At 71.9% G+C, this 23,581-nt stretch carries 23 protein-coding genes; 15 read left to right on the top strand and 8 right to left on the bottom strand.

The window, feature by feature from the left end; translation table 11 throughout:
* Nucleotides 1-38 precede the first annotated feature (38 nt).
* A complete protein-coding gene (locus tag AB0M67_RS27085; protein ID WP_365749524.1) occupies nt 39-1,181 on the top strand; it encodes an amidase family protein in 1,143 nt (380 codons plus the stop codon).
* Here the strand turns inward: AB0M67_RS27085 and AB0M67_RS27080 are convergent.
* Nucleotides 1,141-2,034, bottom strand: coding sequence for an ADP-ribosylglycohydrolase family protein (locus AB0M67_RS27080; RefSeq protein WP_365749522.1), 894 nt, complete (start codon nt 2,032-2,034; stop codon nt 1,141-1,143). The two genes, AB0M67_RS27085 and AB0M67_RS27080, sit on opposite strands and share 41 nt — an antisense overlap.
* Nucleotides 2,035-2,326: 292 nt before the next feature.
* Between AB0M67_RS27080 and AB0M67_RS27075 the strand changes: the two genes are divergently transcribed.
* From AB0M67_RS27075 to AB0M67_RS27060, 4 genes are all read left to right on the top strand, one after another.
* Nucleotides 2,327-3,262: a diiron oxygenase gene (locus tag AB0M67_RS27075; RefSeq protein ID WP_365749520.1), complete on the top strand. Its 936-nt coding sequence runs from the start codon at nt 2,327-2,329 to the stop codon at nt 3,260-3,262.
* Between the two features lie 39 nt (nt 3,263-3,301).
* Entirely contained in the window at nt 3,302-4,051 is a 750-nt protein-coding gene (locus tag AB0M67_RS27070; RefSeq protein WP_365749518.1) for a TetR/AcrR family transcriptional regulator, read from the top strand.
* Nucleotides 4,052-4,065: 14 nt separating this feature from the next.
* Entirely contained in the window at nt 4,066-4,368 is a 303-nt protein-coding gene (locus tag AB0M67_RS27065) for a hypothetical protein (RefSeq protein ID WP_365749516.1), read from the top strand.
* A 110-nt stretch (nt 4,369-4,478) separates the two neighbouring features.
* The gene (locus AB0M67_RS27060) at nt 4,479-5,762 is read left to right on the top strand and encodes a C40 family peptidase (protein WP_365749514.1); all 1,284 of its coding nucleotides are present in this window, start codon (nt 4,479-4,481) and stop codon (nt 5,760-5,762) included.
* Nucleotides 5,763-5,867: 105 nt separating this feature from the next.
* Here AB0M67_RS27060 and AB0M67_RS27055 read toward each other — a convergent pair whose 3' ends face one another.
* The 5 genes from AB0M67_RS27055 to AB0M67_RS27035 all read right to left on the bottom strand — a co-directional run bounded on the left by AB0M67_RS27055 (nt 5,868) and on the right by AB0M67_RS27035 (nt 11,667).
* Nucleotides 5,868-7,106 carry a styrene monooxygenase/indole monooxygenase family protein gene (locus AB0M67_RS27055; RefSeq protein ID WP_365749512.1) on the bottom strand — a complete coding sequence of 413 codons (1,239 nt, stop codon included), beginning with the start codon at nt 7,104-7,106 and terminating at the stop codon, nt 5,868-5,870.
* Nucleotides 7,107-7,213: 107 nt separating this feature from the next.
* Nucleotides 7,214-7,789 (bottom strand): ATP/GTP-binding protein, encoded by a 576-nt coding sequence (locus AB0M67_RS27050; RefSeq protein ID WP_365749579.1) that lies wholly within the window; start codon nt 7,787-7,789, stop codon nt 7,214-7,216.
* A gap of 85 nt (nt 7,790-7,874) precedes the next feature.
* The gene (locus tag AB0M67_RS27045; protein WP_249953532.1) at nt 7,875-8,288 is read right to left on the bottom strand and encodes a DUF742 domain-containing protein; all 414 of its coding nucleotides are present in this window, start codon (nt 8,286-8,288) and stop codon (nt 7,875-7,877) included.
* Nucleotides 8,285-8,767 carry a roadblock/LC7 domain-containing protein gene (locus tag AB0M67_RS27040; RefSeq protein WP_249953533.1) on the bottom strand — a complete coding sequence of 161 codons (483 nt, stop codon included), beginning with the start codon at nt 8,765-8,767 and terminating at the stop codon, nt 8,285-8,287. Before AB0M67_RS27040 ends, AB0M67_RS27045 begins: the two co-directional genes overlap by 4 nt.
* A complete protein-coding gene (locus AB0M67_RS27035; RefSeq protein WP_365749509.1) occupies nt 8,764-11,667 on the bottom strand; it encodes a nitrate- and nitrite sensing domain-containing protein in 2,904 nt (967 codons plus the stop codon). The genes AB0M67_RS27040 and AB0M67_RS27035 overlap by 4 nt, the downstream gene beginning before the upstream one ends.
* On the opposite strand from AB0M67_RS27035, the gene AB0M67_RS27030 reads away from it, so the two are divergent.
* Both AB0M67_RS27030 and AB0M67_RS27025 read left to right on the top strand, forming a co-directional pair.
* Nucleotides 11,666-11,977: a hypothetical protein gene (locus AB0M67_RS27030; RefSeq protein ID WP_365749507.1), complete on the top strand. Its 312-nt coding sequence runs from the start codon at nt 11,666-11,668 to the stop codon at nt 11,975-11,977. The genes AB0M67_RS27035 and AB0M67_RS27030 overlap by 2 nt on opposite strands.
* Before the next feature lie 287 nt (nt 11,978-12,264).
* Nucleotides 12,265-13,047: a protein phosphatase 2C domain-containing protein gene (locus AB0M67_RS27025; protein WP_365749505.1), complete on the top strand. Its 783-nt coding sequence runs from the start codon at nt 12,265-12,267 to the stop codon at nt 13,045-13,047.
* Between the two features lie 93 nt (nt 13,048-13,140).
* Here the strand turns inward: AB0M67_RS27025 and AB0M67_RS27020 are convergent, their stop codons facing one another.
* Nucleotides 13,141-13,635, bottom strand: a complete 495-nt coding sequence (locus AB0M67_RS27020; RefSeq protein ID WP_365749503.1) for a MarR family transcriptional regulator — start codon at nt 13,633-13,635, stop codon at nt 13,141-13,143.
* Between the two features lie 216 nt (nt 13,636-13,851).
* Here AB0M67_RS27020 and AB0M67_RS27015 point away from each other — a divergent pair, with 216 nt between their 5' ends.
* Nucleotides 13,852-14,697 carry a lysozyme gene (locus AB0M67_RS27015; protein ID WP_365749501.1) on the top strand — a complete coding sequence of 282 codons (846 nt, stop codon included), beginning with the start codon at nt 13,852-13,854 and terminating at the stop codon, nt 14,695-14,697.
* A 164-nt stretch (nt 14,698-14,861) separates the two neighbouring features.
* Here the strand turns inward: AB0M67_RS27015 and lon are convergent, their stop codons facing one another.
* Nucleotides 14,862-17,273 (bottom strand): endopeptidase La, encoded by a 2,412-nt coding sequence (gene lon / locus AB0M67_RS27010; RefSeq protein WP_365749499.1) that lies wholly within the window; start codon nt 17,271-17,273, stop codon nt 14,862-14,864.
* A 163-nt stretch (nt 17,274-17,436) separates the two neighbouring features.
* Here lon and AB0M67_RS27005 point away from each other — a divergent pair, with 163 nt between their 5' ends.
* From AB0M67_RS27005 to AB0M67_RS26975, 7 genes are all read left to right on the top strand, one after another.
* Nucleotides 17,437-18,159 (top strand): flavin reductase family protein, encoded by a 723-nt coding sequence (locus AB0M67_RS27005; protein WP_365749498.1) that lies wholly within the window; start codon nt 17,437-17,439, stop codon nt 18,157-18,159.
* 25 nt (nt 18,160-18,184) lie between these two features.
* Complete coding sequence (locus AB0M67_RS27000) at nt 18,185-18,763, top strand: RNA polymerase sigma factor (RefSeq protein ID WP_365749496.1); 579 nt, start codon at nt 18,185-18,187, stop codon at nt 18,761-18,763.
* 5 nt (nt 18,764-18,768) lie between these two features.
* Nucleotides 18,769-19,725, top strand: a complete 957-nt coding sequence (locus AB0M67_RS26995) for a zf-HC2 domain-containing protein (protein WP_365749494.1) — start codon at nt 18,769-18,771, stop codon at nt 19,723-19,725.
* Nucleotides 19,726-19,825: 100 nt separating this feature from the next.
* Nucleotides 19,826-20,620 carry an ABC transporter ATP-binding protein gene (locus tag AB0M67_RS26990; protein WP_365749492.1) on the top strand — a complete coding sequence of 265 codons (795 nt, stop codon included), beginning with the start codon at nt 19,826-19,828 and terminating at the stop codon, nt 20,618-20,620.
* Nucleotides 20,617-22,113, top strand: a complete 1,497-nt coding sequence (locus tag AB0M67_RS26985; protein ID WP_365749490.1) for a hypothetical protein — start codon at nt 20,617-20,619, stop codon at nt 22,111-22,113. Before AB0M67_RS26990 ends, AB0M67_RS26985 begins: the two co-directional genes overlap by 4 nt.
* Nucleotides 22,110-22,715: a hypothetical protein gene (locus tag AB0M67_RS26980; RefSeq protein WP_365749489.1), complete on the top strand. Its 606-nt coding sequence runs from the start codon at nt 22,110-22,112 to the stop codon at nt 22,713-22,715. Before AB0M67_RS26985 ends, AB0M67_RS26980 begins: the two co-directional genes overlap by 4 nt.
* A 115-nt stretch (nt 22,716-22,830) precedes the next feature.
* Nucleotides 22,831-23,535 carry a spermidine synthase gene (locus AB0M67_RS26975; RefSeq protein ID WP_365749487.1) on the top strand — a complete coding sequence of 235 codons (705 nt, stop codon included), beginning with the start codon at nt 22,831-22,833 and terminating at the stop codon, nt 23,533-23,535.
* Nucleotides 23,536-23,581: the final 46 nt, after the last annotated feature.

The following is a 23,581-nucleotide window of genomic DNA, read 5'->3' as shown; positions in this document are numbered from 1 at the left end:
GAGCGTCGTCGTCCGCCCGGAGGGCGGGCCCGAGGGGGATGTCTGTGGCGGACAGTGTGGCGGAGGCGCTGGCGCGGATCGAACGGCTCGATCCCGCGCTGTGTGCCTTCATCGAGGTGTGGGACGCGGAAGCCAGGGAACGGGCGCGGGCGGTGGACCGCCGGCTGCCGCTCGCCGGCGTGCCGTTCGCGGTGAAGGGACCGTCCGGCATCCGGTCGTACGCGGCGGGGCGGCTGATCGCGGCGGGCGCGGTGCCGGTCGGGTCGACGGCGGTGCCGGGGCCCGGCACGTACTGGCAGACCTGGGGGCAGGGCAGGCACGGCCGTACGGTCAACCCCTACCGCGCGGACCGTACCCCCGGCGGGTCCTCCGCCGGGTCGGCGGTGGCCGTCGCGGCGGGCATGGTGCCGCTGGCGACCGGCAGCGACGGGGCCGGCTCCGTCCGGATCCCGGCTGCCTGGTGCGGAGTGTTCGGGCTGAAGACGACCAACGGGCTGCTGCCGTCCCCGGACCGTACCGGTCTGGCCTCGGCGGGGCTGCTGGCGCGGTCGGCGGCGGAGGCGCGGGCGTATCTGCGGTGTGTGCTCGGCGGTGACGAGGAGCCGCCGCCGGCCTTCCCGGTGCCCGCCGTCTTCTCCCCCGACCTGGGGTACGCGCGGCCTGACCCGGAGGTGGCGGCGGTGGTACGGGCGGCGGTGGACCGGCTGGTGGCGGCGGGGGTGGTACGACTTGTGCCGACGCGACGGCCGTTCACGCTGCTGGATCCGCGCGAGGCGTGGATGGCGATACGGGGAGGCGGCGGCCCGGAGACGGCGGCGGGGGTGCGGGCGGAGAACGACCGGCGGCTCGACGCGTTCTTCGCCCGTACCCCTCTGCTGCTCACCCCGGTCACCCCCAACAGGCCGCATGGGCACGAGGGTCCTGGCGAGCTGTACTCCACCGCGCTGACCTGGGCGTTCAATCTGAGCGGGCATCCGGCGGCGAGCATTCCGGCCGGTTTCACGGCGGACGGATGTCCGGTGGGGCTGCAACTGGTGGTGGCGCGCGGGGCGGACGCCTCGCTCCCCGACATCGCCCTCGCGGCCCCGGCCCCGCCCCCTCCTTTCCCTGCCTCCGCCCCTGCCCCTGCTCGTCGGCCGCCTACGCCGTCAGCCCCTCCCGGCGCTCCCGCCACTCCGTAGGGACCGCGCCCGTTCCGGTGCGGGCCGCGACGATACCCGCCGTGATCGCGCAGGTCGTGTCGACGTCGCCGAAGCCCTCAGCCGTCGACCAGAGCGCGGCGGCCAGATCGTCGCGGTGGCGGGCCGCCGTCCATACCGCGAACGGCACGGTGTCGTCGGCGCGGATCCGCTGGCCGTTGCCGAGCAGATCGGCCGCCCTCCACGGCTCGGTGGTGAAGGGCAGCTCCGCCGCCCGCGCCAGGCCGTCCCGTACCGGACCCTCGGGGGTGGCCGCCGCCACCGCCGCCACGGAGAGTTCGGACCGTACCGACAGCGCCGCCGCCACCGCGATCGCCACCGCGCCCGCGATGCCCTGCGGGTGCGCGTGGGTCACCTCGGCCGAGAGCACGGCCTGTTCGACCACGCGGTCGAGGTCGGCCGCGAACCAGGCGCCCAGCGGCGCCACCCGCATCGCCGCGCCGTTGCCCAGGCTGCCGCCCTCGAACAGCCCGGGGGCCAGGGTGCGCCAGCTCGCCGGCTCCGCCAGCAGGGCGGGCAGCAGCATGTGCATACCGTGACCGTAACCACGGGCCGGATCGGCGTCGTACGTGAGCGCGAAGCAGAGGGCGAGCCGGTTCTGGTCGATGGCGCCGCGTTCGTCGAGGACGCGCTGTACAGCGAGGGCCATCGCGGTGTCGTCCGTCCAGTGCCACTCCAGTTCCGGCGGGGTGATCCTGGCCCTGATCTCGGCGTACGCGCGCTGACGCTCGCGGAAGAGGGGGAACCAGCGTTCGCCGAAGGCGTCGCCCAGGGCGAGCCCTTCGAGGCTGCGGCGGGCCGCCGCGCGGTCGGCACCGGGGTGTGGGGCGGTCATACGCGCCATGGTGCCGTGCGAGACGGTGTTACGCGGCTGGTTCGGGCGTATATCCGTTACCTGTCATGCGTCTCACCGCCCGTCGACGCGCCCGTCGACGCGCCCGTCGACGCGCCTGGCGGCGTCCCCTTGGTAGACACATCGTCAACAAGTCGCGCGCAAGGGATTGACGCCCTTGTTGACGAGCGGTCTCATAAGGGGTGACCGCCGGTAACCCGGCGCGGTGCCCGACGTGTCGACCGGATCCGCCGCGTCACACAGCCCGCAATCCAGCCACGAGGTGCGCTCAGCCATGACGACAGTGACCGAACGCGATGTGCGGCTGCTCCGCGACGCACTCGGGCCGCTCCGGGACCGCGAGAAGGTCGCCGAGCGGCTGCTCGAATCCTCCGCCAAGCACTCCTTCGACCCCGACAAGGAACTCGACTGGGACGCGCCGGCCGAGGACGGCAAGTGGTTCTGGCCGCCGGAACTGGTCTCGCTCTACGACACCCCGCTCTGGCGGACGATGTCCGAGGAGCGCCGGATGGAGCTGGCCAGGCACGAGGCCGCGTCGCTCGCCTCGCTCGGTATCTGGTTCGAGATCATCCTGATGCAGCTGCTGGTCCGGCACATCTACGACAAGCCCGTGACCAGCAGTCACGTCCGCTACGCCCTGACCGAGATCGCCGACGAGTGCCGGCACTCGATGATGTTCGCGCGGCTGATCCGGAAGGGCGGGGCCCCGGAGTACCCCGTGCCACGGCTCTACCACAATCTCGCGCGCGTGCTGAAGACCGCCTCCACCACCCCGGGGTCCTTCGCCGCCACGCTCCTCGGTGAGGAGATCCTCGACTGGATGCAGCGGCTGACCTTCCCGGACGAACGGATCCAGCCCCTCGTGCGCGGGGTGACCCGTATCCATGTCATCGAGGAGGCGCGTCATGTCCGGTACGCCCGCGAGGAACTGCGCCGCCAGATGGTGACCGCGCCGCGCTGGGAGCGGGAGTTGACCCGGCTCAGCTGCGGTGAGGCCGCCCGGGTCTTCTCGGTCTGCTTCATCAATCCACAGGTGTACGAGAACGTCGGCCTGGACCGCGGGCAGGCCGTCGCCCAGGTGCGGGAGAGCGGCCACCGCCGGGAGGTGATGCGGTCGGGCGCCGAGCGGCTCACCGACTTCCTGGACGACATCGGTGTCCTGCGCGGGACGGGGCGCAGGCTCTGGAAGTCCTCCGGCCTCCTCGCCTGACCCGCACCCCGGCCGCCGCCCGGCGGTTACGCTGCGGACATGACCGCGCCCGCAACGCCCGCGTACCGAAGGCTCAGTGTCGAGGAGCGCCGTACGCAACTCCTCGACGCGGCCCTCGGCCTCTTCGCCCACCGGGCGCCCGAGGATGTCTCGCTCGACGATGTCGCCGCCGCCGCCGGAGTGTCCCGGCCGCTCGTCTACCGCTACTTCAGCGGCGGCAAGCAGCAGTTGTACGAGGACGCGCTGCGCTCCGCCGCCGACGAGCTGGAACTGTGCTTCACCGAGCCGCCGGTGGGGCCGCCGACCGAGCGGCTCGGGCGGGTCCTCGACCGCTATCTCGCCTTCGTCGACGAGCACGACACCGGGTTCAGCGCGCTGCTCCGGGGCGGCAGCGTCTGTGAGACGTCCCGGACGACCGCGATCGTCGACGAGGTACGGCGCGCCGCGGCCGAGCAGATCCTGCTGCACCTCCGGACGGGCGGGACGGCCGGCGCGGGTGCCCCGGCGGCCCCCGGCGGGCGTCTGCGGATGCTGGTGCGCACCTGGATCGCGGCCGTCGAATCCGCCTCACTGATATGGCTGGACGAGGAGAAGAGCCCGCCCGCCGGCGAGCTGCGGGACTGGCTGGTCGACCAGCTGATCGCGCTGCTGGTGGTCACGGCCGCCACCGACGAGGAGACCGCCGCGGCGGCCGGCGCGCTCGTGGCGTACGAACACCCGGACGGCCCCGTGGGAACGCTGGCCCGCCGGGTGCTGCCCCTGGTGAACGCGGCGGCGCACCTCCCGTAGGTGAGACTGGGGGCGTGAGAAGCGAAGACACTCCCTTTGTCGGCGGGCCGCTGGACGGGCGCGTACTGCCCGTACTGACCGGACCGACCGGGCAGCCGCCCAAGTGGTACGAGGTCCCGGTGCCGGACGCGGGCGGCGGGCCGCCCACCGTCCTCACCTACCGGCGCGCGCCGGCCGGCTATACGAAGCGGCTCGGGATCCAGCGCGGCTGGAAGTACGAGTACGTGGCCGAGGGCCGCGAGCGGCGCACGCTGAAGTGGCCCTGGTCGAAGCCCGGTGACGGTACGGAGCGGGGCGACCGTCCCTCACAGGGATGATGCTGTTCCGCCACTGAGCCCATTAATGAGCTCTTCACATCCCATATCACCTCATCATCGCCATCATCACCTAGGGCTGGACCGCCCGTTCCACAACCGGAGGTGATGACGTGTCAGGCAAATTGTTGCGATCCGTCTGTACGGCGGCGCTGGCCACCGCGACGGTCTTCGCGGCGGTGCCGATCGCGTCGGCGTCGCCGATTCCCTCCCCCGCGCCCGCCCCCGCTCCCTCGGCCTCGGCCTCGGCCGGGCCCGGCGGCCTCGACGCAACCGATGTCACCGATGACGCCCCGCCCAATACCGTCGCGGAGATGCTGACCCGGCTCCAACAGCTCTACCGCGAGGCCGAGAAGGCCACCGAGGAGTACAACGCCACCGCCGCCGAGCTGACCCGGCAGCGCGCCGAGACCAAGAGGGTGGACTCCGAACTCGCCCGCGCCCGCACCGCGCTGGCCCTCAGCCGCGTCAACGCCGGCCGGCTGGCCCGCGAGCAGTACCAGGGGCAGTCCGGACTCTCCGGCTATCTGCGGCTGTTGCTCGCCCGCGACCCGCAGAGCGCCCTGGACGAGACGTATTTGCTGGCGCGCGCGGCGCGCGGCAGGGCGGAGACGCTGAACCGGCTGACGGGCGGCGAGCAGCGCGCCCGAGCCCTCGCCACGGCATCCCGCGAAGCCCTCGACCGACAGCAGGCGCTCGCGACGAAGCAGAGGAGACAGCGCGACATGGTCAGATCCCGGCTCCTGGAGGTCGAGAAGCTGCTCGCCTCCCTCAGTCGCGCTCAGATCACGGCGCTGAACGATCTCGAACGGGCCAGTACGGACAAGGCCCAGCGCGAACTGCTCGCCTCCGGCGCCCTCGGCGACGGCGCGCCGCAGGGCGCGGGCGGAGCCAGGGGCGCGGGCGGGCCGGCCGGCACCGCGGTCCGTAAGGCACCCTCACGGGCGGGCCAGGCGGCCCTGGAGTACGCCGTCGAGCAGATCGGCAAGCCGTACGAGTGGGGTGCCGAGGGGCCCGATTCGTTCGACTGCTCCGGACTGACCTCGGAGGCCTGGGCACGCGCCGGACTCGCCATCCCCCGTACCAGCCAGGAGCAGTGGAGCGAACTCCCCAAGGTCTCGCTGCGCGAGCTGCGCCCCGGCGATCTGGTGATCTACTTCCCGGGGGCCACGCATGTGGCGATCTATCTGGGCGACGGGATGGTGATCCAGGCACCGCGCCCCGGGACCAACGTCAAGGTCTCGCCCATCGCGGCCAATCCCCTGCTGGGCGCGGTACGTCCGGACCCGGAGGCCGGGGCGCTGGACCCGGGGGCGTACGAGCCGCCCGCGCTGCCCCCGGGTGCCCTGGACGGCTCGGACTCCGGTTATGGCGAGGAAGCGGCACCGGAGGTCTGACCCGGCCCCGGCTCCGACCCCGCCCCGGAGTCGAGGCCGGGGCCCGGAGTCGAGGCCGGGGCTCGGAGCCGGGGCTCGGAGCCGTGGCCGGGGCCCGGACGGGCGTCAGGCCGCGTCCGCCGCCTCCTTCAGAAAGGCGTTCGTCTTCTCGGGCTCGTAGAAGAAGTTCTCGAAGTCCGCCGGGTCGTTGAAGCCGTTCGCGAACCGGTCGGCGACCGGCTTCAGCTGACCCGCCGCGCCGATCAGGTTGAGGACATGCTCCGGCGGGACACCGAGCATCGCGTTCGTCCACTTGGTGACATGCCGCGCGGTGTCCCAGTAGCGGTCGAACGCCGACCGCATCCACGCCTCGTCGAACGGCCGGTCGCCATGGCTCACGATCGAGTCCAGATAGGAGGCGGCGCACTTGGACGCCGAGTTCGAACCCTGCCCGGTGATCGGGTCGTTGGCGACGACGACATCGGCGACGCCGAGCACGAGACCGCCGCCCGGCAGCCGCCCGACCGGGTTGCGTACGGTCGGCGCGTAGCGCCCGGACAGCGTGCCGTTGGCGTCCGTCAGCTCGACCTTCGTGGCGCGCGCGTACTCCCAGGGCGTGAAGCGCTCCATCAGCTCCAACGTCAGCGAGAGATGCTCGGCGGGGTCCTTGATGCCCTGGAAGACATCGAGCGGGCCACCGGGTATGCCCTCCCAGAAGAGGATGTCCGCGCGGCCGGAGGTGGTGAGGGTGGGCATCACGAACAGCTCGCCGACGCCCGGCACCAGATTGCAGCGGACCGCGTCGTACTCGGGGTGCTCGGGGCGCGGCCCCAGACCGTGGACATACGCGACGGCGAGCGCGCGCTGCGGCGCGTCGTATGGGGAGCGCGAGGCGTCGCGGCCGAACATCGAGACCAGTTCGCCCTTGCCCGCGGAGACCAGGACCAGGTCATACGTACGGGAGAAGAAGTCCAGGTCGGAGACTGCCGCGCCATGGATCACCAGCTGGCCGCCGCGCTGCGCGAAGGTCTCCATCCAGCCGGCCATCTTGACCCGCTGGTCGACGGACTGGGCATAGCCGTCCAGCGTGCCGACCCAGTCCACGGCCCGGGTGGAGTCGGGGGCGGCGACCGAGACGCCGAGGCCCTCGATCCTCGGCGCCTGGGACTCCCAGAAGCCCAGCTGGAGTTCGCGCTCGTGCTGGAGGGCGGTGTGGAACATGCACTGCGTGGACATGACCCGGCCGGACCGGATCTCGTCCGCCGTGCGGTTGGACATCAGGGTGATCTCGTACCCCCGCGACTGGAGTCCGAGGGCGAGCTGGAGCCCGGACTGGCCTGCTCCGACGATGAGTATCTTCCGCATGGCGGGGTTCTCCGTTTGCGCGCGTAGCGACGACTGACGTGGCCTGAGGTGGCTGATAACTGACGTCGGCTCAGGCTACCGGCCACGTCCTCTCCGGCCGGACGGGGCTACTCCGGAGAGGTTTCCAGCGCATGCCGCACCAGCGCGAGCAGTGACTCGACCGCCGTGATCCGTTTGCGTGCGTCCATGATCAGTACAGGCACGTCCGGCGGAATCGTCAAGGCCTCGCGCACATCGTCCGGCTGGAACGCCGGTGTTCCCTCGAAGTGGTTGACGGCGACGACATACGGCAGTCCACAGCTCTCGAAGTAGTCGAGCGCCGGGAAGCAGTCAGGGAGCCGTCGGGTATCGGCCAGTACGACAGCGCCGATCGCGCCGCGCACCAGGTCGTCCCACATGAACCAGAAGCGCTTCTGGCCCGGGGTGCCGAAGAGGTACAGGACCAGGTCGTCATCGAGGGTGATACGCCCGTAGTCCATCGCCACGGTCGTGGTGAGCTTGTCGGGCGTCGCACTGAGATCGTCGACGTCCGCGCTGGCCTGGGTCATCAGCGCTTCGGTCTGGAGCGGCGGAATCTCCGAGACCGCCCCGACGAAGGTCGTCTTGCCGACACCGAAGCCGCCCGCGACCACGATCTTGGTGGCGATCGGCGCGCGCGTACGGTCCAGTTGCCAGGGCCGCAGGTCCTCTTCACGTTCGGGCTCGACCTGACGTTCGGGTTCGACGGCGGTCGGCGGTGAGCCGGCGACGCCGAACGCGGCGATGACGTCAGAGGCGGCGGAGTCCACTCAGCACCCTTTCCAGCAGTGCGTGGTCGGGCTGGCCGGTGTCGTGCCCGGTCCCGTACACACGGATCTTTCCCTGGTCGGCGAGGTCGCTGAGCAGCACCCTCACCACCCCCAGCGGCATCTTGAGCAGCGCCGAGACCTCGGCGACGGTACGCATGCGCCGGCACAGCTCGACGATGGCCAGCATCTCCGGCATGACGCGGGCCGCGCCCCCGCCGTCCGTCAGTTCCTTGCGCTCGTCGGCCGCTTCGAGCGCGGCGACGAAGGTCTCGACCAGCAGGACATGGCCGAATCGGGTACGTCCGCCGGTGAGCGAGTACGGCCGGACCCGGGCGGGCCTGCGGTCGGCGCCGCGCACGGGCAGCCTCCGGGCGGGATCGGCGGACGGCGTCATGTGGCGCTCTCCATCGATTTGCGCAACTCCTCGCGGAGTTCGGGCGTCAGTACATGTCCGGCGCGGCCCACGAACAGCGCCATGTGGTAGGCCACCACGCTCATGTCGCAGTCGGGGGTTGCGTGCACCCCGAGCAGCGAGCCGTCGCTGATCGCCATGACGAAGACGCTGCCCTCCTCCATGGCGACCATGGTCTGTTTGACCCCGCCGCCGTCCATCAGCTTCGCCGCTCCGACGGTGAGGCTGCCGATGCCCGAGACGATGGTGGCCAGATCGGCGCTGGAGCCGCGGGGGCCCTCCCTGCGCACGGGTGTGGCCGCCTCGGTGTTCAGCCCCGGGTCGGAGGAGAGCAACAGGAGTCCGTCGGACGAGACGACGGCGACCGAGTGCACCCCTGGCACCTCCTCGACGAGGTTGCTCAACAGCCAGTGCAGGTTGCGGGCCTCGCTGCTCAGTCCGAATGTGCCGGTCGCAGTCAACTGCGTGCCTCCTCGACTGTCTCCCCCGTCTCTCCGGGATGTACCTCGGTCCGTGCCGCGGAGGCCATGGGCTCCGCGTGCTCGGTCCGGTCAGACTGTTCCGACTGCTCCGTCAGTTCGGCCTCGACATCGCGCCGGCCTTCCTTGGCCCCCCGGTGGAAACCGCCGAGTCTGCGGCGCAGCGCTTCGGCGTCCACACTGCCGGTACGCCCGGTGGGCGCGGAGGCCGGCTTGACGATCTTCGGGGTGCGCTTGGGCAGCCCCTTGTCGGTGATGCGTTCCGGTCCGGCCGCGTCGGTCGTCGCGGCCGGCTCCGCCTCGGCGGATTCGGGCTGCCGGGGCAGCCGCATCGCGAAAGTGTCCTGGTCGGGGCCGGTGGTCAGCGGCTCACCGTCATGGACACGTTCATGGGAATCGGGGCCGATGGTGTACGGGCCGACGGCCGTGTCCGGGTCCGGGGTGGTCGTCCCGTACGCGGCGAGGCCGCCGGTGTCCGCCGTACGTCCCCGCTCGGTCGTACGTTCGCGCTCGGCCGGGCCCGCTCCATGGGCCTCTTCGGCCTCGGCCCGGCGGATCGCCGCCTCGGCGGCCACCACCAGCGGGTCGACTTCCGGGGCAGCGGCTTCGGCGGGACCCGCGGGCTCCGCCGGAGTCCCGGCGTCCGCCGTCGGCCTGCCCGGCTCGGAACGGCCGGGGAGGGTATTGGAGTTGGCCTCCGCCGTCGAGCCCGGCAGCTGGAGCGTGGGGGCCGCGCCCGCCGCCCGTGCCCGGTGCGGTGAGGCGGCCGGCGGGGACGTCGGCAGCAGCGCCTGCGGCAGTACGACGACCGCGGCCACGCCGCCCTGCTGGTGCTCGCGCAGCTCGACCCGTACGCCATGACGCGCCGCGAGCAGCCCGGCGACGCGCAGACCGAGTCCCTCGCCCTCCGGGTCGCTCACGAACGGCTTGCGCGGAGCGTCGTCGAGCCCCTCGGGGCCTTCCGGTCCGGCGAGTCGCGCGTTGAGCGCGCCGAGCCGGTCAGCGGACATGCCGATGCCCTGGTCCTGTACGGAGAGCATCACCTCGCCGGTCTCCAGCAGCCAGCCGGAGAGCTGGACCTCCGCGTCCGGCGGCGAGAAGGCGGTGGCGTTCTCCAGCAGCTCGGCGACGAGATGGCTGAGGTCGTCCGCGGCGAACCCGGCCACCTGCGCGTGCGGCGGGAGGGACTGGATCGTGACCCGCTCGTACCGCTCGATCTCGCTGACGGCCGCGCGCAGGACGTCCACGAGCGGTACGGGCCCGGTCGAGCCATGGCCGTGCTCATGGCCGGCGAGCACGAGCAGATTCTCGCTGTGCCGGCGCATGACGGTGGCCATGTGGTCGAGCTTGAAGAGGGTGGCCAGCTGCTCGGGGTCCTGCTCGCGCTCCTCCAGGCCCTCGATCACACCGAGCTGGCGCTCCACGAGGCCGAGGTTGCGCAGCGAGAGGTTGACGAAGGTGTGGTGCACGGTGTGGCGCAGCCGCTGGAGCTGGGCGGCGAGTTCGGCCGTACGCTCCTGGAGTTCGGCGCGCTGGGCGACGATCTTCTCGCGCGCGCCGATCAGACCGAGCCGCTCCCTGTCCAGCTCCCCGGCGCGGGTGGAGAGATCGAGCAGCTTGCTGTGCAGGCTGTTGAGGGACCGTACGACCTGCGCGAACTCATCGTTGCGGCCGGTGAACCGAACCGGGTCCTCGGTCTCCGGCGCCGCCGAGAGGCGGGCCGCTCCGATCCGTACGACCGCGAGCGGCCGGGTGAGCGTACGGGCGACGGCGGTCGAGACCCCGACAGCGATCAGCAGACAGCCGCCGAGCAGCGCGATCCGCAGTTCGAGACCGGTGACGGCGTCGTCGCGCAGGCCCTCCAGCCGCTCCAGCTGGCTGGTGCCGAGGCCGGACTCGACGCCGCGCATCTGGTCGATCCTGGCGGAGAGCGCGGATTCGACCTTCTCCTGGTCGGCCTCGCGGTCGGAGTCGGAGAGCTGGGGCCGGTCGGTGAGCCGGGTCAGATATCCCTCGGCGGTCTTGATCTCGGGCCCGGTGACGGTGCCGGTGAGCGACTCGCGCGCCTCGGTGTCCGCGCTCTGGTCGAAGTCGGCGAGCGCGCCGAGTTCGCGTACGTGCGCCTTCTGCGCGTCGGCGCTGAGGTCGTCGCGGAGCTGGTCGTTCTTCTTGCTGTCCGCGTCGGTCCCCGACTCGACGGGGAGGCCCGTGATCGGGTCGTACTGCGGCGCGGTGTCGGTGGGGCCGGGCACGGCGAGCGCGGCGAGCAGCAGTCCCCGGGTGGCGGAGGCCTGCTCGACGGCGCGGGAGAGCGCGGCGGGGGCGCGGGTGCCGTCGGCGGCCTCGGCGGGGGTCCGCTCGGCCAGCTCGTCGGCGAGGGCCTGGAGCTTGGCGATGACCTCGGAGTACGCGCGGTACGCCTCCAGCGCGGAGCCCTCGCCGGTCAGGGCGGTGCGGCGGATGGAGGGGACGGTGGAGAGGTCGCGCAGCAGGCCGGGCGAGGCCGACGCGGTGGCCCGCATCTCGTCGATCTGGCGGTCGACCCGGGTGCTGCGGGTGTCCGAGATCGTGTACTTGTCCTTGTCGCCCTTGCCATCGGAGCCGTCGGGCTGCTCGGCGCGGCCGGCGGCGATATAGACGATGACCTCGTCGCGCTCGTCCGCGAGGGAGTGGCTGAGGACCACGGCCTGCCGGTTCAATTCGGCGAGGACGACCAGGTTCTGGGCATCGTTCAGCTCGGTGGAGGCGGTGAGTACGGCGGGGGTGCCTGCCGCGATGACGGTGACCCCCAGGACCGCGACACCGGCTACCAGCCGGTTGCGTACCCGCACTCGGCGTCCTTCCTGAGCCTTGCCGGTATCGGTCGTGACACTCCCGGCCATGGCGTTCCCGGCCGTCGTCCTGTCGGCCTTCTTCTTACCGGCCTTGGTGTTCCCGGCCTTAGTGTTCCCGGCTTTCGTGGCCGAAGTGGCCGAACTGGTCCCGGGCGTGGTGACCGAGGTGGCCTCGTCCCGCCCGACACCGTTACCCCGAGGCCGCTTCTTCTGCACCGGTGCTCGCATTCTTGACTCGTCCGCCCATGAAGCAGAGGTGACGACCGGTCACTACGTGAGAACCCCCACCCCTGGCACGGCTGTCGACCATTCCAGCGCCCTTGGGAGGAAGGCGCGCATCGGCCGCTCCGCCACCTGAACGAGTGAACAGCAAGAAGGAGTTGACGAACAACTCTTCCCACTCCAGTCCCGTCGTGAACATGGCGTGCCGGGTGGACCTTACGCGCGTGCTTTGGCAGGATGCGCGCCCGCAGCTTCCCCCACCCCCTCAAACCGGCCTCCTTCGGGCCTCCGTCCGGCTTCGTCCGGGACTCATTCTGACCGAATGAGAGCGGTTGACCTGGCAGAACGGACCGATCGGCACGACGTGCAGACACCGTGAAGAGTTCATGCGGATAGCCTGAAACGTCATGCACACTGGTGCGCATGCGTATCGAACTCGCCACCACACCCGGCGCCGCCGTACGGCCCAATGAGGACTGGACTTCCGTGGTCCTGCCCGCCGAGGGCGAGGGCGGCGTGCTGGTCGTGCTGGACGGAGTGACGCCCCCGGCCGGGGACGACGGATGTGTACACGGCGTGCCCTGGTTCACCGCCAGACTGGGAGGCGCGCTCGCCGAACTGTCCGGTTCACGACGGGATATGCCACTGGCAGAGATCCTCGCGGTATCGATCGCGCGTACGGCGGACGCCCACCGCGAGACCTGTGACCTTTCTCACGTACGCACGCCTCAGGCGACCGTCGTCCTCGCGCGCTGGGGTTCGGACACCGTCGAACATCTGGTGCTCTCCGACTCGACGCTGCTGCTGGAGTCGCCCGACGGCGAGGTGCGCGCGGTGCTGGACGACCGTCTGGACCGGGTCCCGCGCGAGGCGCTGCGCTCGGTGGCCACGGCGGACGCGCTGCGCAACGCGGAGGGCGGCTTCTTCACGGCGGCGGCGGACCCGGCGGTCGCGGCGAAGGCGGTGACGGGCCGTACGCAGGCTTCGGAGGTACGCGCCCTGCTGGCGCTGACCGACGGCGCGGCCCGCTGGGTGGAGGTCTTCCGGGAGGGCGGCTGGGCGGACTGTCTGGCGCTGGTGCGCAAGAACGGCGCGCAGGAGCTGATCGACCGGGTGCGGGCGTCGGAGTCGGCGGACCCGGACGGGGTGGCGTTCCGGCGGGGGAAGGCGAGCGACGACGCGACGGTGACGTACGTGGAGCTCTAGTCCCGTCCCGGCCATAGCTGTATGGGGCTGTAGTTGTACGGGGACGCGGGCGGGGGGGGCTCGCCCATCGGGTGCGGGCGCCCCCCTCCCCGGTCAGCTCTCGGCGCGGGCGTTCAGATGGTGGAGCAGCCTGGCCAGTTCGGCGATCTCGGCGCGGTCCCAGTCGGCGAGCTTCTGTACGTACCGCTCGCGGCGCGCGTCACGGACCCGCCGGAAACGAGCACGGCCCTCATCGGTGATCCGGACGAGCGAGGCGCGTCCATCGGCCGGATCGGGCTCGCGCGTCACCAGCCCCAGTTCCTCCAGCGCACGCAGCTGACGGCTTATCGTCGCCTTACCGACCCCGAAATAGGCGGCGAGTTCGGTGGCCCGCTGGCAACTGTTCTCGTCCAGCCGTACGAGCAGTCCATAGGCGGCGGGCTCCAGCTCGGGGTGGACCTCCCGCGCCATTTCGCCGGAGCTGGCCCGAGCACGGCGCAGAAACACCGCCAGTTCCCGTTCCAGCGCGAGGAATTCGTGGTCCACACCACTGCCTCCGGCGAGTCCGGGACCTTCCGCCGTATCATTTCCGTGCACGTCAGCACCCATCGCGCGCTTTTCCGCCCCTGAAAGTTTCTTTCGCCGACGACCGTTGCCGCAGCTCCGTCAGTATTTCGCAGGTTTATACCAACGGAAGCAGCGTGGCGCTCTTCCGTCACCGGGCTCTACGTGCGTAGCGTCAATGCTGGCATGTCCATTGCACTACATGTCGACGTGTCGGACCCATCATGAGATCCCCCCCACCGAGGTCTTCGGAGGCACGCAATGCCCGTGCACAGATCCGGAACGACCGGCCGTTCATTCGCCGCCGCGGCCGGCGCTCTCCTCGCAAGTCTCGCGCTCCTGCTCACCCTCCCGGGTGCGGCGGGCGCCACCACCCCGGCCGACCCACCGGCCGGCACCCCCGTACGCGGCTCGGCCCACATGGGCATGGGCGTCATCGAGCACGACGGCCAGGGCCCGCTGCCCCGCGCGGACCGCGTCGTCCAGACGGAAGGCGTGGACGTCTCCGGCCATCAGGGGAACGTCGACTGGGCGTCCCTGTGGAACAGCGGCGTGAAGTGGGCCTACGTCAAGGCCACCGAGGGGAACTACTACAAGAACCCCTCCTTCGCACAGCAGTACAACGGCTCGTACAACATCGGCATGATCCGGGGCGCGTACCACTTCGGTACGCCGAACGACTCCAGCGGCGCCAACCAGGCCAACTACTTCGTGGACGGCGGCGGCGGCTGGTCGCGCGACGGCAAGACCCTGCCGGGCGTGCTGGACATCGAGTGGAACCCGTACGGCGAGCAGTGCTACGGCAAGACGCCGGCCCAGATGGTCGCCTGGATCCGGGACTTCCTGACCACGTACAAGGCCCGGACCAGCCGCGACGCCGTGATCTACACGGCCACGAGCTGGTGGAAGACCTGCACCGGCAACTACGCGGGCTTCGGCTCCACGAACCCGCTCTGGATCGCCCGCTACAACACCACGGTCGGCGAGCTGCCGGCGGGCTGGGGCTTCCAGACGATCTGGCAGTACACCTCGACGGGCCCCATCGTCGGCGACCACAACAGGTTCAACGGGGCCCTGGACCGGGTCCAGGCCCTGGCGAACGGCTGACCGCACCATCCCGCGAGACCCCCGCGACGCCCCAGGACACCGCGCGGTCCCGACCGGAACGGAGGGCCGGTCGGGACCGCGTTGTCATGGGCTCGTTGTCATGCGTCGGCTCGTTGTCATGCGAAGCCCGTCTGTGTGGAGGTGCCTGCGCGGAGGCGTGTGTGTCACGCCGCCGCTGAGACCAGGACCTCCGCCGGGGCCAGCGCGATATCCAGCACCTGGCGGACATCCGTCACCGGGTGGACCTCCAGCTTGTCGAGGATCTCGGCCGGGACATCGTCCAGGTCCGGTTCGTTGCGCTTCGGGATCACGACCGTCGTGATGCCCGCGCGGTGCGCCGCCAGCAGCTTCTGCTTGAGGCCGCCGATGGGCAGGACACGTCCGGTCAGCGAGACCTCACCGGTCATCGCGACGTCCGTGCGGACCAGCCGGCCGCTGAGCAGCGAGGCCAGTGCCGTCGTCATCGTGATGCCCGCGCTCGGGCCGTCCTTCGGCACCGCGCCCGCCGGGAAGTGGATGTGTACGCCCCGGTCCTTCAGATCCGCCACCGGCAGCTCCAGTTCGGCGCCGCGCGAACGGAGGAAGGAGAGCGCGATCTGTGCCGACTCCTTCATCACATCACCGAGCTGTCCGGTCAGGGTCAGACCGGAGCCACCCGTCTCCGGGTCGGCGAGCGACGCCTCGACATAGAGGACGTCACCGCCCGCGCCGGTGACCGCGAGGCCCGTGGCCACGCCCGGCACCGCCGTGCGGCGCTCGGCCGGGTCCTGGGCGGACTCGGGTACGTGGTGCGGCCGGCCGATCAGCTTGCGCAGATGCTCGGCGCCGAGGGTGAACGGCAGCTCCCGCTCGCCCAGTTCGTGTTCGGCCGCGACCTTGCGGAGCAGCCGCGCTATGGCGCGTTCCAGGTTTCGTACGCCCGCCTCACGGGTGTACTCGCCCGCCAGCCTGCGCAGCGCGTCCTCCTCCAGCGTGACCTCACCGGGCTCCAGGCCCGCGCGCTCCAGCTGCCGGGGCAGCAGGTGGTCCTTGGCGATGACGACCTTCTCGTCCTCCGTGTAACCGTCGAGCCTGACCAGCTCCATACGGTCGAGCAGCGCCTCCGGGATCGCTTCCAGAACGTTCGCCGTGGCGAGGAACACCACGTCGGACAGGTCGAGTTCGACCTCCAGGTAGTGATCGCGGAACGTGTGGTTCTGCGCCGGGTCCAGGACTTCGAGGAGCGCCGCGGCGGGATCGCCGCGGAAGTCGGAGCCGACCTTGTCGATCTCGTCGAGCAGGACGACCGGGTTCATCGAACCGGCCTCCTTGATGGCCCGGACGATACGGCCGGGCAGCGCGCCGACGTACGTGCGCCGGTGGCCGCGGATCTCCGCCTCGTCCCGTACGCCGCCCAGCGCGACCCGGACGAACTTCCGGCCCATGGCGTGCGCGACGCTCTCGCCGAGCGAGGTCTTCCCGACGCCCGGCGGGCCGACGAGGGCCAGTACGGCGCCGCCGCGACGGCCGCCGACCACACCCAGGCCGCGGTCCGCGCGCCGCTTGCGCACGGCCAGGTACTCGGTGATGCGTTCCTTCACATCCTCCAGACCGGAGTGCTCGGCGTCGAGCACGGCCTGGGCGCCCCTGATGTCGTACTCGTCCTCCGTGCGCTCGTTCCAGGGCAGTTCGAGGACGGTGTCCAGCCAGGTGCGGATCCAGGAACCCTCGGGGCTCTGGTCGGACGAGCGCTCCAGCTTGTCGACCTCCTTCAGCGCGGCTTCCCGCACCTTCTGGGGGAGATCGGCGTTCTCGACACGGGTCCGGTAGTCGGCGGACTCGTCGTCGTCGCCCTCGCCGTTGATCTCGCGCAGCTCCTTGCGCACGGCGTCGAGCTGGCGCCGGAGCAGGAACTCGCGCTGCTGCTTGTCGACGCCTTCCTGGACGTCCTTCGCGATGGACTCGGCGACGTCCTGTTCCGCGAGGTGTTCGCGCAGCTGCTCGGTGGCGAGCTTGAGCCGGGCCACCGGATCGGCGGTCTCCAGCAGCGCCACCTTCTGCGCGGTGGTCAGGAACGGTGAGTAACCGGAATTGTCGGCGAGCGTGGACACATCATCGATCTGCTGGACGCGGTCCACCACCTGCCAGGCGCCGCGCTTCTTGAGCCAGTCGGTGGCGAGCGCCTTGTATTCCTTGATCAGTTCGGTCACGGATCCGGGAAGCGGATCGGGCGCCGTCTCGTCGACGGCGATGCCCTCGATCCAGAGGGCCGCGCCGGGGCCGGTCGTACCGGCGCCGATGCGCACCCGGCCCCGGCCGCGGATCAGCGCGCCAGGATCTCCGTCGGAGAGCCGGCCGACCTGCTCGACGGTTCCCAGCACACCGGTCCCGGCGTACGTCCCGTCGATGCGCGGCACCAGCAGCACCTTGGGCTTGCCGCCGCCGTCGCCCCCATCGCGGGCAGCCGCCTGCGCGGCCTCCACCGCGGCGCGGACTTCGGCGTCGGACAGGTCCAGAGGCACCACCATGCCGGGCAGGACGACCTCGTCGTCGAGCGGCAGCACGGGAAGCGTGAGCGGTGTGGACGTGTCAGCCATGATCTCCCCTTCGGCAGTCAAGTTGAGCTATACCGACTCAATGCAGCTGAGTCCCAGGATGTTCCCCCGGCTCCGTTCGCTCTGAGCGATCACCGGGCTCGAAGCGCTGACCTCCACCGATCCTTCGGCCGTCGCCGAACCGTCCGCGTCCTAGCGTCGACGTATGAACAACTCGACGGACACCCTGACGGATTCCCCGGCTGTCTCCCCGACGGTTTCCCCGACCGACCACGGGACGGAGTCCCCGGCGGCGGCCGGAACCCGCCATGTGGTCATCGAACCGAGCATTCTCTACTTCGGGACCCCCGTCGTCCTGCTCACCACCGAGAACGACGACGGCTCGGCCAATCTCGCCCCGATCTCCTCGGCCTGGGCGCTCGGGCAGGTGGTGGTGCTGGGGCTCGGTGCCGACGGGCAGACCGCGCACAATCTCAGCGCCGGGCCCGGCCCCCGCCGCGAGCTGGTGATCAGCCTGCCGGCCCCGGACCAGTGGCCCGCGGTGGAACGGCTGGCTCCGCTCACCGGACGCGATCCCGTCCCGGCGAGCAAGCCGCGCGGCTGCCGCTTCGAACCGGACAAGTTCGCCGCGTCCGGCCTCAGCCCCACGCCCTCCCATCTGGTCGGGCCGCCGCGCGTCGCCGAGTGCCCCCTCCAGCTGGAGGCGTATGCCGACCGGGTACGACCCGACGTCTCGGGAGACTTCCTGATCGTCGAGGCGGTCGTGAGGAAGGTGCACGCGGCCCCGGACATCGTCGTGCCGGGCACCGATCACGTCGATCCCGGCGCATGGAGTCCGCTCATCTACAACTTCCGCCACTACTTCGGCCTCGGCCCGGAGCGCGGCCACACCTACCGGAGCGAAACGGCGCCGCCGGTGAACCGGTGACCTCGGCGCCGTCGATAAAGAGGGCGTGAGACTGTTCCGCCCCGTGGGGGCAGACCGAGACGACGGCGCTCTGCTGCGCGCCGTCGCCAAAGGGGACGCGGAGGCGCTGGCCGTGCTCTACGACCGGCACGCCGGCTGGCTGCTCGCCCGGCTGGGCCGCCGGTGCGCGGACCCCGAGACCGTACGGGAAGTCCTCCAGGACACCTTCGTGACCGTGTGGCGCTCGGCCGCGACCCATCGCGGCGGGGAGGCCGGGGGCTGGCTGTGGGTGATCGCCGCGCGGCGGCTGGTCGACGCGCAGCGGGTACGGGCGCGGGCCGAGCGCACGGACCAGGTGCGGTACGAGCCCCGCCCCGCCGCCCCCTCCGCCGAGGAACGGGTGCTGGCCGGGCTGGAGTACGGGGATGTCGGCGCCGCCCTCGACCGGATCTCGCCCGAGCTGCGCGAGGTGCTGCGCGCCACGGTCGTCGACGGACTGACTACCCGTGAGGCCGCACAGCTCCTCGGGATACCGGAGGGCACGGTCAAGACCCGCGCGATGCGGGCCCGCAAGGAGCTGCGAGCCGCACTGGGCCGGAGCGCGCCGCTGGGAGGTACGGCATGAGAGGCATGAGCCACCACCCCGGGCGGCGGACCTGGCGGCGGACCGAGCGGCGGAGCTGGCATGTGAGCGAGGCGTTGGCGGACCGGTACGCGGCCGGTTCCGCGCCCGAGCCGGACGCCTGGTCGTTGGAGAGACACATCGAGGCGTGCGGAGCCTGCGCGGTACGGGTGTCGGCGGCGGTACAGGGGTCCGCCGCCGGCCCGGTACTCGCGGAGATAAGGGGGGCGGTGCTGGCGGCGGTGGCCCCTGCCCCGTCCGCCGGGCCGGGGTCGGCACGCCGGGTCGGGTTCACATCCCGTGTCCTGTGGGCGGCCGGGCCCGCGCTGCGCGGCTCCTGGCTGGTGGCGCTGGTGCTGGTGGCCGCCGCCGCGGTCGGTCTCGCGTACGGCGCGGGGTTCGCGGGGGCGCGCCCGGTACTGCTGGCGCTGGCGCCGGTGGTGCCACTGGCCGGGGTGGCGGTGTCGTACGGGCGGTACGCCGACCCGATGTACGAGATCGGCGCGTCCACCCCGGGCGGCGGACTGCGACTCCTGCTGACACGTACGGCTGCCGTGCTGGCGGCGAGCCTTCCCGTGCTGACGCTGGCCGGGGCGCTGCTGCCGGCGTCGGCGGGGGCGCCGGGGGCGGCGGCCTGGCTGCTGCCGGGCCTGGCGCTGACGCTGGCCGCGCTGGCGCTGGGCTCGTACGTCGGCTGCCGTACGGCGGCGGGCGCGATGGGCGCGGTCTGGACGGTGGCCCTGGCGGTACCGGCACTGGGGACGCCGCGCCCGGACGGCGCCGGGTACCCGCCGCTGTCGGCGGCCGAGCTGTCCGAGCACCTCACGCGGTTCCTCTCCGGGACGGCGGCGCAGAGCGGCTGGGCCACGGCGGCGGCGGTGTGCGCGGGGCTGCTGATCCTGCGGCGGCGCGCGTTCGACCGGCCGGCCTTCGACGGCCGGGGGCGGGCGTGGGAGCACGGCTGACGGCGCGCGCGTGACGGCGAAGCGCGCGACGACGAGAGACAACGGTCGACACAGAAGAGTCAGCACAGAAGAAGAGAAGAAGGAAGAGGGGGCGAGCGGCATGACAGCCGCGGTACACGGTCTGACGGTCAGACATCGCAGGACGGTCGCGCTCGACGCGGTGGATCTCGGCTTCGGCACCGGCGTACACGGTCTGCTGGGTCCGAACGGCGCGGGCAAGACCTCCCTGATCCGGGTGCTGGCCACGGTCGCCGCGCCGGCCGGAGGGCGGGTGGAGCTGCTCGGCCAGGACGTCGCGGAGCACCGCGCCCGCGCGGCGGTACGGCGGCGACTGGGCTATCTCCCGCAGGAGTTCGGCTACTACCCCGGTTTCACGGTGCGCGAGTTCGTCTCGTACGTGGCGTGGCTGAAAGAGATGCCCGCGGCGGGGGTGCCCGAGGCCGTGGAGCACGCGGTGGAGCGGGTGGGGCTGGCGGATCGTATCGACGCGAAGGTGAAGACGCTGTCGGGCGGGATGGTGCGACGGGTCGGTATCGCGCAGGCGATCGTGAACGAGCCGGAACTGCTGCTGCTCGACGAGCCGACGGCCGGTCTCGATCCGGAGCAGCGGGTCGAATTCAGAGCGCTGCTCCGCGATGTCGGCAGCGCCGCCACGGTGATCGTCTCGACCCATCTGGTGGAGGACGTCGCGGCGGCCTGCTCGGAGGTGACCCTGCTGGAATCGGGCCGGGTCGCGTTCCGGGGGACGACGACGGAGCTGACGAGGCTCGGCGGGGACACGGGCGGATCGGGCGACAACCCGATCGAACGCGGCTACACGGCGGCGCTGCGGGCCCACCGCGCGGGGACGTCGGGGGCGGCCCCTTCCGGGACCGCGGCGGGAGGGCCCCGATGAGCGCCCTCCGTCTGCGGGACGACCGTCTCCGCGACGACCACCCCGGAGGCAGCCGTACGGGCCGGATCCGCCGGTTCCGCCGGTTCCGCCCGGTCCGCCTGGTCCGCCGGTTCCGCCCGGTCCGCCTGGTCCGCCCGGTCCGTCGTCCGTCCCGGACCCGGCCGTCCGCCCATCCTCTCCGTACGGAACTGCTCCGTGGCGTCGGGCCATGGACCGGGCTCGCGACCGCCGTGGTCATCGCGGTCACCCTGTACAGCAAGGCCCCCGGCTGGCAGGGACGCTGGGTGGAGGCCACTGATCTGCTGCGGGTCACGGCGCTGCTGCTCTGCGGGCCTCTCGCCGTCGCCACCGGCTGCTGGCAGGGGGGACGTGAACGACGGCGACGCACCGGGGAGTTGCTGGCCTCGCTCCCCCGCACCCAGCTGCGCCGGTCGCTGCACGCCGTCGCACCCGCCGCGCTCTGGCCGCCCGCCGGGTATCTCGTCGGCGCGGCCGGCTGTCTGCTGGCCACGTGGCCGTATACGAGCGGAGGGCATCCCTTCGTGTCGTTGATCGCCGCGGACGCCGTGGCCCTCGCGTCCCTCGGCACGATCGGTTACGTCGTCGGCCGGCTCGTCGGGTGGCGGCTGACCGCGCCCCTGCTCGCCGTGGTAATCTACGCCGGGCTCGCCACTCCTACGTACGGCGAGTCCGGTGCCCGCTGGCTGGATCCCGCCATTGATCACTTCTATCTCTGGGACCGGCCGGTGTGGTGGTTCGGGCCGGCGAGCGCCCTGTGGACCGGCGGTCTCGCAGCCGCCGCGCTGCTCGCGTACGCCGCCAGGCACCGCGTCGTCGCGCTGCTGCCGCTCGCCCTCGCCGTCGCCGTCGCCGTACCGATCGCGCGGACCGGTGACGACCTGTGGCGCCCGGACCCGGAGGCGGCCCGGCTGGTCTGCGACGACGGCACACCCCAGGTGTGCGTCACCGCGATCGACCGAAAACTGCTGCCGGAGGTGTCGGCCGCGCTCACCGGTCTCAACGCCAAGCTGCGCGGCGTCCCCGGGGCGCCCGGCCGCTGGATCGACGGCCCGCGTGCTCCCGGACCTGGACGGGAGCAGCTGACCGCCGCGCCCGGCGCGGTCGTGCGCGGGCAGGACGAGCCGAGGGAGCTGGGGCGCGGCGAGGCACAACTGCCCAGCCCCGCCGGTATCGCCGTACGCGGCCGACTCCCCGATCCGGCTCTCTACGCCACCTGGGCGGTCGGATACTTCTTCTCGGAGACCTGCGATCCGCTCGACTCCGAGGCCCCCGGCTCGGAGCGCGCCACCGCCGTCAACGACGCCGTACAGCAATGGCTCGCCCCCCGCCCGGACTTCGACGAGTTCCCATGGCCCGCCGCGTCATCCGAGCTCAAGCACCTGGAAGCGATGGATCATGACCAAGGCCGCGCCTATCTCACCCGATATCTCGCCGCCGACCGCTGTGACCCCGACGAGGTGCCCGTCCCGTGACCCTCGCTCCGCGCCTGTATGCCCGCTCCCGGGTCCTCCCCGCCACCCTGGGCGCGCTCACCGGCACCGCGCTGGTGGCCGCCTGGGCGGCGTGGTGGCTCCAGGCACAGCCGTACTTCGATCACACCGCCCGGGTCCCGGTGGTGGTGCTCGCCCCGCTGCTCGCCGCCGGAGTGATCGGGACCGGTCTGTACACACACAGCGACGAGCTCGACCGTACGGCCGTGCGCCCCTGGTGGCCCCGGCGGCTGGCTCATCTGCTGGTGCTGACCGGGCTCGCCGCGGCGCTGCTCGCGCTCGCCGTCCCCGGCCGTCCGGACGAGTTCGGGGCCCAGGCGATGACACGCAATGTGCTCGGCGCGACGGGGATCGCGGCGGCGTCGGCGGCCCTGCTCGGGGCACGGCTGAGCTGGCTGCCGATGACGGTCCAGCTGAGCGCCGTCTATCTGTCGGCGCCGAGAGCGCCGGGCGGCGCGGCGGCCTTCTGGGCCTGGCCCGTACAGCCAGGGCCGCAGGCCGGCGCGTGGGTGAGCGCGGTCGCGGCGTACGGGGTCGGCGCGGCGGTGTACGCGGCGCGCGGCGCGCGGCCCGACGGGCGCTGAACCGGGGCGGGGGCGGGACCGGACCGCAGGGGGGTGCGGTGGAAACGGATTGTCCTGGTCCGCCCCCTGCGAGCAGGATGTCAGCGGTATCGGCCACCCGACGGAGAGGCCCAGCATGTCCGTACTCTCACCCGGCTCCGCGTCCGCATCCGACCTCGGTCCCGTCACGCTCGACCGGCGTGACGGACCCTACGGCGAGATCGTGCTGCGTCGGCGCGGTGAACGGCTGGAAATCATCGCCAACGGGTGCTTCCTGATGGACACCTCGGACGGCCGCTCCGAGCGGCTGCTCATCGACGCCGCCCTCGCGGCACTCCCCGAGGAGCGGCACCGGCCCGCCGTTCTGGTCGGTGGCCTGGGGGTGGGGTTCTCGCTCGCGCACGCCGCCGCCGATCCCCGCTGGGGCCGGATCGTGGTGGTCGAGCGCGAGCGGGCCGTCATCGACTGGCACCGGGACGGGCCGCTGCGGCGGATCTCCGGCGCGGCGCTGGCCGATCCGCGTGCTGTGATCCTGCACACCGATCTTGTGGGGTATCTGCGGACGACCACGGACCGTTACGACGCCCTCTGTCTGGACATCGACAACGGACCCGAGTGGACGGTCACCGAGGACAACGAAAGCCTGTACTCGCCGGACGGACTGGCCGCCTGCCGTGCGCGGCTGAATCCGGGCGGTGTCCTCGCCGTATGGTCGGCGAATCCGTCCCCCGCCTTTGCCGAAGCGTTGGGGAATGCCGGATTCAGCGGGGTAAGGGCGGAAGAGATCCAAGTTGCCCGAGGCGTACCCGACGTGGTCCATCTCGCTGTTCGCACTGCGTAGCCGGAAGGCTCCCGCTGCCTCTACGCTGCTCCACACACACGGATCT

The sequence above is a fragment of the Streptomyces sp. NPDC051662 genome (assembly GCF_040681655.1).
Taxonomy (GTDB): Bacteria; Actinomycetota; Actinomycetes; order Streptomycetales; family Streptomycetaceae; genus Streptomyces.
This window is presented reverse-complemented; position numbering and strand designations above follow the sequence as displayed.